Annotated in this window: 10 protein-coding genes; 6 read left to right on the top strand and 4 right to left on the bottom strand. The window is 68.5% G+C overall.

The window, feature by feature from the left end:
• Window positions 1-142: 142 nt before the first annotated feature.
• Together BJ960_RS16675 and BJ960_RS05310 are read right to left on the bottom strand one after the other, a co-directional pair.
• A complete protein-coding gene (locus tag BJ960_RS16675; RefSeq protein ID WP_185988165.1) occupies window positions 143-970 on the bottom strand; it encodes a uracil-DNA glycosylase in 828 nt (275 codons plus the stop codon).
• 8 nt (window positions 971-978) lie between these two features.
• Entirely contained in the window at window positions 979-1,803 is an 825-nt protein-coding gene (locus tag BJ960_RS05310) for an SDR family NAD(P)-dependent oxidoreductase (protein WP_185986524.1), read from the bottom strand.
• A gap of 165 nt (window positions 1,804-1,968) precedes the next feature.
• Between BJ960_RS05310 and BJ960_RS05305 the strand changes: the two genes are divergently transcribed.
• The 6 genes from BJ960_RS05305 (at window position 1,969) to BJ960_RS05280 (ending at window position 9,708) form a co-directional block, all read left to right on the top strand.
• Window positions 1,969-3,291 carry a bifunctional o-acetylhomoserine/o-acetylserine sulfhydrylase gene (locus tag BJ960_RS05305; protein WP_121077473.1) on the top strand — a complete coding sequence of 441 codons (1,323 nt, stop codon included), beginning with the start codon at window positions 1,969-1,971 and terminating at the stop codon, window positions 3,289-3,291.
• A gap of 116 nt (window positions 3,292-3,407) precedes the next feature.
• Complete coding sequence (gene metX / locus BJ960_RS05300; RefSeq protein ID WP_185986523.1) at window positions 3,408-4,613, top strand: homoserine O-acetyltransferase MetX; 1,206 nt, start codon at window positions 3,408-3,410, stop codon at window positions 4,611-4,613.
• A 171-nt stretch (window positions 4,614-4,784) separates the two neighbouring features.
• Entirely contained in the window at window positions 4,785-5,828 is a 1,044-nt protein-coding gene (locus BJ960_RS05295) for a hypothetical protein (RefSeq protein WP_185986522.1), read from the top strand.
• A 3-nt stretch (window positions 5,829-5,831) separates the two neighbouring features.
• A complete protein-coding gene (locus BJ960_RS05290) occupies window positions 5,832-7,448 on the top strand; it encodes a hypothetical protein (protein ID WP_307814674.1) in 1,617 nt (538 codons plus the stop codon).
• Window positions 7,449-7,573: 125 nt separating this feature from the next.
• On the top strand, window positions 7,574-8,287 hold the full coding sequence (locus BJ960_RS05285; RefSeq protein ID WP_185988163.1) for an ABC transporter ATP-binding protein: 714 nt from the start codon (window positions 7,574-7,576) through the stop codon (window positions 8,285-8,287).
• A complete protein-coding gene (locus BJ960_RS05280) occupies window positions 8,284-9,708 on the top strand; it encodes an ABC transporter permease (protein ID WP_185986521.1) in 1,425 nt (474 codons plus the stop codon). The genes BJ960_RS05285 and BJ960_RS05280 overlap by 4 nt, the downstream gene beginning before the upstream one ends.
• A gap of 240 nt (window positions 9,709-9,948) precedes the next feature.
• Here BJ960_RS05280 and BJ960_RS05275 read toward each other — a convergent pair whose 3' ends face one another.
• Both BJ960_RS05275 and BJ960_RS05270 read right to left on the bottom strand, forming a co-directional pair.
• Complete coding sequence (locus BJ960_RS05275; RefSeq protein WP_185986520.1) at window positions 9,949-10,998, bottom strand: hemolysin family protein; 1,050 nt, start codon at window positions 10,996-10,998, stop codon at window positions 9,949-9,951.
• A complete protein-coding gene (locus BJ960_RS05270) occupies window positions 10,995-12,338 on the bottom strand; it encodes a hemolysin family protein (RefSeq protein WP_185986519.1) in 1,344 nt (447 codons plus the stop codon). The genes BJ960_RS05275 and BJ960_RS05270 overlap by 4 nt, the downstream gene beginning before the upstream one ends.
• Between the last annotated feature and the right edge of the window lie 24 nt (window positions 12,339-12,362).

The raw sequence follows: 12,362 nt of genomic DNA, 5'->3' as shown, positions 1-12,362 counted from the left end.
GCCCCGCCCCAAGACTTTCTCTACGTTTTGACGTAGTTTGAGCCTCTCAACTACGTCAAAACGTAGAGAAAGTTGCAACTGGTGGGCGGTGGGGCCAGACGGGCCGGGCAGGCTGGCAGGCAGGCAGGCAGGCGCAACCAGCTCAGCCGAGCGCGCCCCAGTCGATCGGTGCGGCGCCCTGGGCCTCGAGCAGCGCGTTCGTTCGACTAAACGGCCGCGACCCGAAGAACCCGCGCGAAGCGGACAGCGGCGACGGGTGCGCGCTCTCAACGATCGGGGTGTCCCCGAGCAGCGGCGCGAGCCCCCGCGCGTCAGCTCCCCACAGGATTGCCACCAGCGGCCCGCCACGTGCGACGAGCGCCCGGATCGCGAGTTCCGTCACCTGTTCCCAGCCCTTGCGGCGGTGCGAGCCAGCGTCACCGGCCCGCACCGTCAGCACGCGGTTGAGCAGCAGCACCCCCGCATCGGCCCAGGCCGAGAGGTCGCCGTGCTGCCCGACAGCGGCGTGACCGGGAGCACCCGGTGAGCCCACAGACTCCGCCCAGAAGTCCTCAGCCCACGAGCTTGACGACGACTCGGGCAGGGCTCCGGCGCCGGCTCCGGCGCCGGAAGTGTGCCCAGCGCCGAGATCGTCCTCGAGTTCCCGGTAGATGTTCTTCAGGCTGCGCGGCAGCGGCCGCACGTCGCGGGCCGTCGAGAACGACAGCCCGACGGCGTGGCCCGGGGTGGGGTACGGATCCTGACCGACGATGAGCACCCGCACCGCACCAAGCGGCCGCGCGAATGCCCGAAACACGTGCTCCTCCGCGGGCAGCACCTGGGCGCCCGCTGCCTCCTCGGCGGCGAGGAACGACGCGAGCTCAGCGAGCGTCGCGTCGAGCGTGCCGCCCGTATCGACTGCGGCGAGCGCCTCGCCCCAGTCGGCTGAGACGCGCCCCGAGGCAACAAGCTCGGCGAGCGACGTTGGGATCACGCGGCCTACTTCGCGGCGAGCGGGCCGCGGTGCACGTGGAAGACGCTCGACTGCGCGACGGGGCGCAGCACGATGAGGTCCTGGTTCACGTGGGGCGGCTGCTCGAATGCGCCGACGAGTACGCGCGCGACGTCCTCAGCCGTGAGCGGCGTCACGTTTTCGTAGGGAATCGATGCCGCTGCCGCGTCGCCGCGCAGCCGGTTGAGGGTGAATTCCTCGGTGTGCACGAGCCCTGGAGCGACCTCCATGACGCGAATCGGCTCGCCCGCGAGCTCCAGCCGCAGCACCTCGGTGACGGCGTGCGCCGCGTACTTCGCCGCGTTGTATCCGCCGCCGCCCGGGTAGGAGGCGAGGCCGGCGGTGGAGGTGAGGTTCAGGATCGACGCCCAGCCGTGCCCGGCGTCGACTCCGGTGGCCGCACCCGCGCTCGCATCGGGCTGTGCCGGGGCCGCGGCACGGGTCGACTCGCGGAGCACCGGCAGCAGCGCCGCAGTCACGTTCCGGAGCCCGATGACGTTCACCTCGAACATGCGGCGCCAGTCGTCGTTGAGGGCGGTCTCGACGGAGTCAGTGCCGAGCGCGCCGCCGGCGTTGTTCACGAGTCCCGAGGCGCCGCCCGTGGCCCGAACTTCCTCGGCCATCCGTGCGACGGCGGCCTCGTCGGTCACGTCGCACTGAATGACGTGCGCCCCGGTTTCGGCCGCGAGCTCGCGGAGGCGATCCTCACGACGGGCGACGGCGACCGTCTCGTATCCGAGTTCCGCGAATCGGCGTACCGTCGCCGCGCCGATGCCTGAGCTCGCTCCAGTTACGACTACTCGCTGCGCCATCGCTGTCCACTCCATCTCTCGTTGTCTGCGCGGCGGCTTCCTCGCCCCCGCTGTACGTCTGAGCCTAACGCGCAACATTACGGTTCGTGTCGGTCGCGATTGCGCGAACCGCCCGCGCTTCCATACTCTCGATACAACACCACACCGAACTCTGGGGAGTACACAATGACTGACAAGACCGCATGGGGTTTTGAAACCAAGCAGATTCACGCTGGCCAGGAGCCGGATCCGACGACCGGATCGCGCGCGCTTCCCATCCACCAGACCACGGCCTTCGTCTTCGACAGCACTGAGCAGGCGGCGAACCGCTTCGCACTCGCCGAGTTCGGCCCGATCTACACTCGCATCACGAACCCGACTCAGGATGTCGCCGAGCAGCGCATCGCCGCGCTTGAGGGCGGCACCGCGGCGCTGCTGCTGTCGAGCGGCCAGGCGGCGTCGACGTTCGCCGTGCTGAACATCGCGAACTCGGGCGACCACATCGTCTCCTCGGCTGCCATCTACGGCGGCACCTACAACCTCTTCAAGTACTCGCTCGCGAAGCTCGGCATCGAGGTCACGTTCGTTGAGGATCAGGACGACCCGGCCGAGTGGCAGCGCGCCGTCCGCCCGAACACGAAGCTGTTCTTCGCGGAGTCGATCGCGAACCCGCGTACCAAGATCCTCGACATCCGCGCCGTTGCCGATGTCGCACACGAGAACCACCTCCCGCTCATCGTCGACAACACCGTCGCGAGCCCCTTCCTCGTGCGCCCGCTCGAGCACGGCGCTGACGTGGTGCTGCACTCGGTCACGAAGTTCCTTGGCGGCCACGGCACGACGCTCGGCGGTGCGATCGTCGACGGCGGTTCGTTCCCCTGGTCGGAGCACGTCGACAAGTTCCCCGGCCTCACGGAGCCTGATCCCTCCTACAACGGCGTGAGCTACACCGGCGCCGTCGGTGACAGCATCGCGTACGTCATCAAGGCGCGCGTGCAGCTGCTCCGCGACCTCGGCTCGGCGATCGCGCCGCAGAGCGCCTGGCAGCTGCTGCAGGGCGTTGAGACCCTGTCGCTGCGCATGGAGCGCCACACGCAGAACGCGCAGAACGTTGCAGAGTGGCTCGACGCACACGCAGACGTGGCCTCGGTCTACTACGCAGGCCTCCCCACCGACCCGAGCTACGCTGCGGCGAACGTCTACGCCCCGAAGGGTGTCGGCGCGGTGCTGTCGTTCGAGCTCAAGGGCGGCGTCGAGGCGGGTAAGGCGTTCGTGAACAGCCTCGAACTCTTCAGCCACGTCGCGAACATCGGCGACGTGCGCTCGCTCGTCATTCACCCCGCGTCGACGACGCACTCGCAGCTCACCCCGGAGCAGCAGCTCTCGGGTGGCGTGACCCCGGGCCTCGTTCGCCTGTCGGTCGGCCTCGAGCACATCGACGACATCAAGGCTGACCTTGAGGTTGGCTTCGCGGCCGCTCGCGAGGTCGTGGCGGCGGCCGCAGCCTAGTCCGCGCCACGTGGTGTGAAGCGCCGCCCGTCCCGGAGTTCCGGGCGGGCGGCGCTTTTGCGTTGCCCACGTAACATTCGCCCGGCGGGGTGCGAAGCAGGCCACAATAGGGAGTTATGGACTGGCAGACCCCCGAGGACTCGTTCCCTACCGACTTCATCACTGACGCGCAGCTCCGCGCGCTCATGGGGCGACCACCGATCTCGGGCGGCTGGCGCGACGGCGACCCCGTCGGCAACCGGCAGTTCGTGTCGATCGGATCGCTCACGACCGAGGCCGGCGAGGAACTCCCCCACGTGCGGATCGCCTACGAGACGTTCGGCGAGCTGAACGAGGCACGGGACAACGCGATCCTCGTCTTCCACGCCCTCACCGGCGATAGCCACCTCGTGGGCGCCGCGACGGCGGGCCACCCGACCGACGGCTGGTGGAGCGAGATCGTCGGCCCCGGCCGCCCGCTCGACACGAACCGGTACTGCATCATCGCCCCCAACGTGCTCGGCGGCTGCCAGGGCACGACCGGGCCGGGCTCGCTCGCGGCCGACCACCGCGAGTGGGGCGCCCGTTTCCCGTATCTGACGGTTCGCGACCAAGTTCAGGCGGCGACGAAGTTCGCCGACGCGCTCGGCGTGGAACGGTTCGCCGCGGTCATCGGCGGCTCGATGGGTGGGATGCACGCGCTCGAGTGGGGAATCGTCAATCAGGATCGCACGGCGCGCCTGGCCGTGATCGCGGCCCCGCCGGTGACGACGGCGGATCAGATCGGCCTGAACCTCGTGCAGCTCGAAGCGATCCGCTCGGACCCGTCGTACCACGGCGGCGACTACTACGATGCGCCCGACGGCATCGGCCCGCACCATGGGCTCGCGACGGCCCGCAGGCTCGCGCTGCTGAACTATCGCAGCAACACTGAGCTCGACGACAGGTTCGGCAGGTCGTGGCAGTCGGCGGTGAGCCCGCTCGGCGGCGGGGGCCGGTTCGCGGTTGAGTCGTACCTCGACTTCCACGGCAACAAGTTCACCCGCCGGTTTGACGCGAACAGCTACGTCACGCTCGTGCAGGCGATGAACTCGCACGATGTCGGGCGCGGCCGGGGCGGGGTCCGGGCCGCGTTGCAGACGCTCGAGCTTCCGACGCTCGTGCTCGGGATTCCGAGCGATCGCCTCTTCACGATCGAGGGGCAGGACGAGATCGCGCGGCACACGCCGGGCAGCCTCGACGGCACGCAGGCGACGCGGATCGACTCCCCCTATGGTCACGACTCGTTCCTCATCGAGTTCGAGCTCGTCGGCGCGCAGCTCACCCGGCTGCTCGCACTGTAGGCGGGCGTTCCGGGCCGCGTTTCCGGGGGTTCTCCGACACGCGCCGAAGACTCTGCATCGGCTTGGTCACGACAAGCTGACAAACCGCTCATAAGCAACAGCGCCCGTTGCTTTGTGTGCTAACTTTCAGATTCATCCTGGCTCTCGTTCATGATCAAATGAGGTTTTTTCATGCCCCGCAACGCTCGCAAGGCACTCGTTCCCATCACCGCAATCGCCGCGGCAGTGGCACTCACACTCTCCGGCTGCTCGGCGAAGCCCGGCGACAAGGCTGCCGAGATTGATGAGGGCCCCCTGAGCAAGTACCTCTCCGCCCTCTGGGACGGCGAGGAGATGACCGAGGAGGCGATGCAGGAGGAGCAGCTCAAGGTTGAGGAGCTCGTCGCTGCCTGCATGCAGAAGGAAGGCTTCGAGTACGAGCCGGACACCCAGAGCATGACGTTCTTCTCCGCCGACGAAGAGGAGATGGACGGGCCGCAGTGGGGCAGCAAGGAGTTTGCCGAGCAGTACGGCTACGGCTTCTTCGACAGCCCGTGGAACAACCAGCCCGAAGAAGAGGGCAACGAGTACGTCGACCCGAACCAGGAATACGTTGAGTCGCTCAGCGAGTCCGAGCAGCAGGCCTTCTACGAGGTGCTCTACGGCCCCGGACCGACCGAAGAGCAGATGGCCGAAATGGAGGAGGGCGGCGGCTACACCTCCGACTGGACCCAGGAGGGCTGCCAGGGCGCGGCGCGTCACGAGATCTCCCAGGAGGCGCAGGGCGCTCAGGCTGCGTACGAGGATCCTGAGTTCGCTGACCTTTTCGAGGCGATGAACGAGGTTTGGGGCATGGAGCCCTCCGAGGAGATGACTGCCCTCAACACCGAGTGGGCCGCGTGCATGGCCGACAGCGGTTACGGTCAGTTCTCGACTCCCGACGACGCGCAGAACTCGGTCATGGAAGCGAGCAACGAGCTGTACGGCGGCGGCGAGTACGTCGAGGGCGAGGAGCCGAAGGAGCCGTCGAAGGAGAAGATGGACGAGCTCAAGAAGCTCGAGATCGAGACCGCCGTCGCCGACTTCGAATGCAAGGACAAGGTCGGCTACGAGAAGAAGTCGACCAAGATCATGCACGCGCAGGAGCAGAAGTTTGTTGACGAGCACAAGGCGGAGCTCGACGCCATGCTCGCGAAGTACCAGACCAAGTCTGGCTCCAAGTCTGAGGAGAAGTAACCCGTGGCATTCAAGAGGCGTCGCCAGGGAGGCGACGCCTCCGAATCCATGCCGCCCGAAGGCACCGATGCTGAGGCGACAACCCCCCTCGATCTGAGCGACGAGGCTGACGCTGTTCAGGCCGACGCTGTTCAGGCCGACGCTGTGGAAGCTGACGCTGTAGAGGCAGAGGCTGTAGCGAATGCTGATTCGGAGACCGGGGCAAAGAAACCGAAGACCAAGCAGCCGTGGACAGGCAAGCGCCTCGTCGCGCTCATCGCGGCAGTTGCCGTGGCGTCGCTGTTGCTCGGCGTCCTCGTGATGCAGTTCATCGTCTCGCCAGCGACCCTCGCGGCCCGCACCGAAGCACCGAAGCCGGGCCCGGTCACCGCACCGATCGAGAATCGCGTGATCGAGAACACCGTCGTGTTGCGCGGCGAGGTCGCCTACGCCGATTCCGTTGCTGTCGCGATCGACGCGGCGGGCGGCGAGGCGAAGGCGGTCGTCACCGGCCAAGTTCCCGCTGTCGGCGCCATCTTCAAGGCTGGCAATGTTGCCCTCGAGGTCGCGGGCCGACCCGTGATCGTACTGCCCGGGGAGCTGCCGGCCTACCGCAGCTTGAGCATCGGGATGCGCGGCCCCGACGTGACCCAGCTGAAGCAGGCGCTGTCGGCGCTCGGCTACGCGAGCGGTGATCTCAACACCGATACCTTCGACTGGGATACCGCGGCGGGTCTCGGGGCCCTCTACGAACAGCTCGGGTACACGGCGTCCACTGGTGGCGACGAGTCCCGCGAACAGCTCAAGGGCGCTGAGCGCGCCCTGCGCGACGCGAACGTCGCGGCGGCTCAGGCGCAGGCAGCGCTCGACGAGGCGCGCGCGGCGAAGTCCCCGAACGTCACGAGCGAACAGGCGGCAGTGAACGCCGCGTGGGAGGGCGTGAACGATGCTCAGGAGGCGCTGGGCGAGGCGCAGGCCGCCGTGCTTCCGACGCTTCCGGCAGGCGAGGCGCTCTTCCTTGCGGGGCTGCCCCGTCGCGTCGACGAGGTGAGCGTCAAGCGCGGCGACGTACTCTCCGGATCGCCTATGAGCGTGTCGGGTGCGACGCTCTCGATCAGCGGCACCGTCTCGAAGCAGGACGCTGATCTGCTGTCGGAGGGCCTCGTCGCGGAGTTCTCCGCCCCCGACGGCACCGCGCTGACCGCAAAGGTCACCGCGGTGAAGGCTCCGAAGTCCGGTGGCGGCTCCGAGGGCGGCGAAGGCTCAGAGGGTGGCTCCGGCGGCAGCGGCGGCAGCGGTGGCAGCGGTGGCGGCGACGCCAGCGGTGCTCGCTACACCGTTGAGCTCGAGCCCGTCGACCTCACCAACGAGCAGTTCGATGAGCTGCGCGGCACCAACGTGCGGCTGCGCATTCCCGTCGCGTCAACCGACGGCGAGGTCATCGCGGTGCCGATCGCAGCGCTGTCTGCGGGATCGGGCGGCGAGGATCGGGTGGAGCTCCTCATCGACGTCCGCGACGGCCACAACGCCGAAACCGAGACCGTCGCAGTCGAGGCCGGTCTGGCAGCCGACGGCTACGTTGAGATCACGAGCAGCGACGACCGCATCGTCGAGGGCGCGAAAGTCGTGGTCGGTAGGTGAGTGGCGTCGAAGAGCTGTTTCGCGACGAGGCGGCCGCCCCGTCCAAGACCGTGGCCAGCGCTCCCGGGGCGGCCGAGTCCACCCCGGCGAGCGCGACGGCGGCGGACGAGGCTGCGGCCGCGTCGATCCCCGTCGAACGACCCGACATCGGCGATCCCGCGTTCTCCGGCCCCATCGCCGAACTGACGGGCGTGACCCGGTTCTTCCCCGGCCCTCCCCCGGTGAACGCGCTGCGCGGCGTCGACCTGACTGTCGACCGCGGCGACTACCTCGCGATCATCGGCCCGTCCGGATCCGGCAAGTCGACGATGCTCAACACCCTCGGCCTGCTTGACCGGCCGAGCACCGGCACGTTCCTTTTCGAGGGCATCGACGTCGCCGGCTTGAGCGAGGACGAACGCGCGGGGCTCCGCGCGCGCGCCATCGGCTTCGTGTTCCAGTCGTTCCACCTGATGCCGACGAGAACGGTGCTCGAGAACGTCATGCTCGCCGGAACCTACGCTGGGCTCACTCGCGAGGAGCGGGAGCCCCTCGCGCGCCGTGCGCTCGACCGGGTTCGGCTCTCGCACCGGATCGACTCGACACCGAACACGCTGTCCGGTGGTGAGCGGCAGCGTGTCGCGATCGCGCGCGCCGTCTGCACGTCACCGCGGCTCCTCCTCGCCGATGAGCCGACGGGCAACCTCGACCGGGCCAACTCGCGCGCGATCATGGAGCTGTTCGACGAGCTCTCCGCCGACGGCCTGACGATCGTGATGATCACGCACGACGAGGCCGTGGCACAGGCCGCGGGACGTCGCGTGCGCATCAACGATGGAGAGCTCACGGTGATCGAATGAAGCTCACACCACGCGCACGACGCGGCCGGAAGCGCGGCGCATCACCGGAGCTCGATCGCGCGGACGCTCCGGAGCTCACGCTCGATGACCTCACGGCGGACGCCACGGCGGCAGCGGACGCCGCAGAGGCCGCGGACCAGTCGAAGCAGCCGCGGCGACGCTGGTTCGCCTCGCGCCGCGCCCGCAAGCAGCAATCGGCTGGCGCCCCGCGCACCACGATCTCGCGCGGCGACCTCGTCCGCGAGGCGCTCGAGGGCGTCGGCTCCCGCCCGTCTCGTCTGCTCATCACCCTCGCCGGCACCGTGCTCGGCATTGCGTCGCTCGTCGCGACGATTGGGTTCGCGCAGACCGCTGGAGGCCAGATCGCCCAGCAGTTCGATGCGCTCTCGGCGACTCGAGTGACCGTCGAACCAGGCAAGGCGAAGGCCGCCGGAGGCAAAGAGCGGGCGACAGCCCGGCTCCCGTGGGACGCGGCTGACAGGGTTCGTGACCTCGCCGGGGTCGAGCACGCAGCGCTGTACGCGAAACTCGATAACGTCAAGGACGTCGTGACGGTGCAGGTCAACGACCCGTCAGCGGCGGCGAAGGCCGCGCCGCCCGTGGTGGCGGCCTCCCCCGAGCTGCTCGACACTGTCGCCGGCCACATCAGCGCGGGCAGGTTCTTCGACGCCGGGCATGACGAACGCGGCGATCGCGTCGTTGTCCTCGGTAAGGCAGCGGCCGAGCGCCTCGGCGTGAATCGCGTGAGCGGTCAGCCCGCGATCTTCATCGAGGAGCGGGCCTACACCGTGATCGGGATCCTCGACAAGGTCGGTACCCGCAACACTCTGCTCGACTCCGTGATCGTGCCGGTGAACACCGCGCGCGGCGAGCTCGGCCTCGCGAGCGCCAACAGCCTGGATATCAGGATCGCCGTTGGCGCAGGCGACGTCGTCGCACGGCAGGCGCCGATCGCGCTCGACCCGAACGCCCCGGACGCCTTCAAGGTCTCGGCGCCGTCGAGCGCGAACGCGCTCCGCGAGGGCGTGGAGGCCGACGTGAATGTGCTGTTCCTCGCGATCGGCATCGTCGCGCTCATTGGCGGCGGCATCGGTATCGCGAGCGTCACCCTCATGTCGGTGACGGAGCGCCGCGGTGAGATCGGCCTTCGACGAGCGTTGGGCGCCCGCACGCGGGACATCGCCGGCCAGTTCATGATCGAATCGGTGACCACGGGGCTGCTCGGCGGCCTCATGGGTGTCGTCGTGGGTATGTTCGCGCTCATCGGGGTGTGCCTCGTGCAACAGTGGACGCCCGTGCTCGCCCCCTGGGCCGCACCGCTGGGCGTGGCGGTCGGCGCCCTTGTCGGGCTCGCTGCCGGCAGCTACCCGGCGATGAAGGCCGCAAAGATCGAACCGGTCGACGCGCTCCGCGACGCATAACCTCCGCCACGGTCCACCGCGCACCGGCGCAGCCCACCACACAGCCCCTTCCCTGCAAGACGGACCGTTTCCGACGGTCAGGTTCTGCCGGTCTTGCAGGGAAGGGGCTGTTGCGCGGAGAGGGAGAGCTCACGGAGAGGGAGAGCTCTCTCGGAGAGGGAGAGCTCTCTCGGAGAGGGAGAGCTCTCTCGGAGAGGGAGAGCTCTCGCGGAGCGGGAGAGCTCAGGTGGAGAGCTTCCGCTAGTCCTCGTAGCGCTGGCGCCTCGTCGCGTCCTGGATCTCCCCGACGAGCTCCTCAATGACGTCTTCGAGGAAGACCGCGCCGAGTTCAGCCCCGCTCGCGTCGACGACGCGCGCCATGTGAATGCCGCGGCGCTGCATGTGCGACAACACGTCCTCGAGCTCCGAGTCGACGCGCATCGTCACCATCTCGCGCACGCGCTTCGGCGGGATCGGCTCGTTGATCCAGCTCTCGCTGATCCGCACGAGGTCCTTGATGTGCGCGTATCCGACGAGCGCGCCCTCGGCGTCGACGATGGGATACCGGGAGAACCCGTGACGCGCCACCGCCGCCTCGACGTCGGCCGGCGTCGACCCTGGCGGGAGGACGACGAGCCTGTCGGTTGGCACGAGCACGTCGCCAGCCCGCTTCGAGGTGAACTCGAACGCTGCCGTGAGCGCGCCCGAACGATCCTCAAGCACGCCCTCGCGGCGCGAGTGGTCGACGATGCTCGCCACTTCCTCGAGCGTGTACGTGCTCGTCGTCTCCGACTTCGGCTCGACTCGGAACATGCGCAGCACGCCGTTCGCGATGGCGTTGAGCGCCGTGATGATCGGACGGAGTACGCGCGAGATCGCCACGAGCGGCGGGGCGAGCAGCAGCACCGCGCGGTCCGGCAGCGTGAACGCGGCGTTCTTCGGCACCATCTCGCCGAAGACGACGTGGAGATACGTGACGAGCAGCAGCGTCAGCACGAACGCGGTGATGCCGGCGACCTCGACGCTCATGCCCGTCCACTCGAGCGGGCCGGCGAGCAGATGGTGAATCGCCGGTTCGGAGACGTTCAGGATCACGAGCGAGCAGACGGTAATACCGAGCTGACAGGTCGCGAGCATGAGCGTCGCGTGTTCCATCGCGAACAGGGCGGTCTTCGCGCTCTTCGATCCGGCCTCTGCCCGCGGTTCGATCTGCGAGCGTCGCGCAGAGATCACCGCGAACTCGGCGGCGACGAAGAAGGCGTTTGCTGCAAGCAGCAGCACCAGCCAGAGAATTCCGAGCCAATCGCTCATGAGCGGTCCCCCTCCCCAAGGCCTGCGTCTTCGAGCTCGTCGAGCTCCGGTGCCGCGAAGAAGCGGAGTCGCGCGATGCGCCTGCCGTCCATCCGCTCGACGCGAAGCGTCGCGCCGTCGGGCAGCTGGACCTCGTCGCCAACAACCGGGATCGTCCCGAGTTGCAGCAGCACGAAGCCAGCGGCGGTGTCGTAATCGTCGGAGTCTGGGATCTCGATCCCGGTCTGCTCGCGCAGCTCATCGGGCCGGAGATCCGCAGGGAACGTCATCTCGTTGGCGGTGCCAACGACGCCGGCCGCCGAGCGGTCGTGCTCGTCTGACACCTCTCCGATGATCTCTTCGACGAGATCCTCGAGCGTGACGAGGCCCGCCGTGCCGCCGTACTCGTCGACGACGATCGCAAGCTGGTAGCCAGAGGCGCGCAGCTGTTCGAGCAGTTGGTCGACGCGCAGCGTCTCAGGCACGCGGAGCGACTCCTCCGCGAGCGCCGCGACCGGCACCTCGGCGCGCTTCGAGCGGGGAACTGCCACAGCCTGCTTCACGTGGACCACCCCGACGACGTCGTCGCGATCCTCATCGATCACCGGGAAACGCGAGAACCCGGTGCGCCCCGACAGCTCGAGCACGGCCTGCGCCGGCTCGAGGCGCTGGATGCTCTCCATGCGCAGCCGCGGCGTCATCACGTCTGCCGCGGTGAGCTCCGCGAAATGGAGGGTGCGGTCGAGCAGCGTCGCCGTGTCGGCCTCGAGGAGTCCCGCGCTCGCCGAGTGACGCACGAGCGAGGAGAGCTCCTGCGCCGAGCGGGCGCCGGAGAGCTCCTCCTTCGGCTCGATCCCAATCCAGCGCAGGATCCCGTTCGCGCTGCCGTTCAGCACCTTCACCGCGGGCTTAAACACCGCGGTGAAGCCGGCCTGCAGCGGCATCACGAGCTTCGCCGTCGCGAGCGGCAGCGAGATCGCGAAGTTCTTCGGCACCAGCTCGCCGACGATCATCGAGAAGATCGTGGCGATCGCGACGGCCACGGGAACCGTGACAACGCCGAGGAGCTCGCGCGGCAGGCCGATCGCGGTGAGCGGTCCGCTGAGGGCGCCGCTGATGACGGGCTCGAGCAGGTAGCCGGCGAGCAGCGTCGTGAGCGTGATCCCGAGCTGGGCACTCGAGAGGTGGGTCGACGTGTGGGAGAGCCCGCGGATGACGCGGTCCAGGCCGCGCTCCCCGCCTTCCCTGCGCCGCTCGAGGTCCTGCCTGTCGAGCGCGACAAGCGAGAACTCAGCAGCGACGAACACACCGGTGCCAAATGTGAGAAGAATGCCGAGGGAAAGTTGCAGCCACTCGTTCATACGAGAACCGAATTCCTGTGCGAA

Origin of the sequence: Leucobacter aridicollis, assembly GCF_013409595.1 — a bacterium.
Classification (GTDB): Bacteria; Actinomycetota; Actinomycetes; order Actinomycetales; family Microbacteriaceae; genus Leucobacter; species Leucobacter aridicollis.
The sequence above is the reverse complement of the archived record's forward strand: the minus strand, read 5'-3'. Positions and strand labels throughout refer to the sequence as shown.

Excerpts from the sequence above, each read along its gene's own strand:
- BJ960_RS05270 (WP_185986519.1), bottom strand. The coding sequence starts at position 12,338 with ATGAACGAGTGGCTGCAACTTTCCCTCGGCATTCTTCTCACATTTGGC.
- BJ960_RS05305 (WP_121077473.1), top strand. The coding sequence starts at position 1,969 with ATGACTGACAAGACCGCATGGGGTTTTGAAACCAAGCAGATTCACGCT.
- BJ960_RS05310 (WP_185986524.1), bottom strand. The coding sequence starts at position 1,803 with ATGGCGCAGCGAGTAGTCGTAACTGGAGCGAGCTCAGGCATCGGCGCG.
- metX (WP_185986523.1), top strand. The coding sequence starts at position 3,408 with ATGGACTGGCAGACCCCCGAGGACTCGTTCCCTACCGACTTCATCACT.
- BJ960_RS05280 (WP_185986521.1), top strand. The coding sequence starts at position 8,284 with ATGAAGCTCACACCACGCGCACGACGCGGCCGGAAGCGCGGCGCATCA.
- BJ960_RS05275 (WP_185986520.1), bottom strand. The coding sequence starts at position 10,998 with ATGAGCGATTGGCTCGGAATTCTCTGGCTGGTGCTGCTGCTTGCAGCA.
- BJ960_RS05295 (WP_185986522.1), top strand. The coding sequence starts at position 4,785 with ATGCCCCGCAACGCTCGCAAGGCACTCGTTCCCATCACCGCAATCGCC.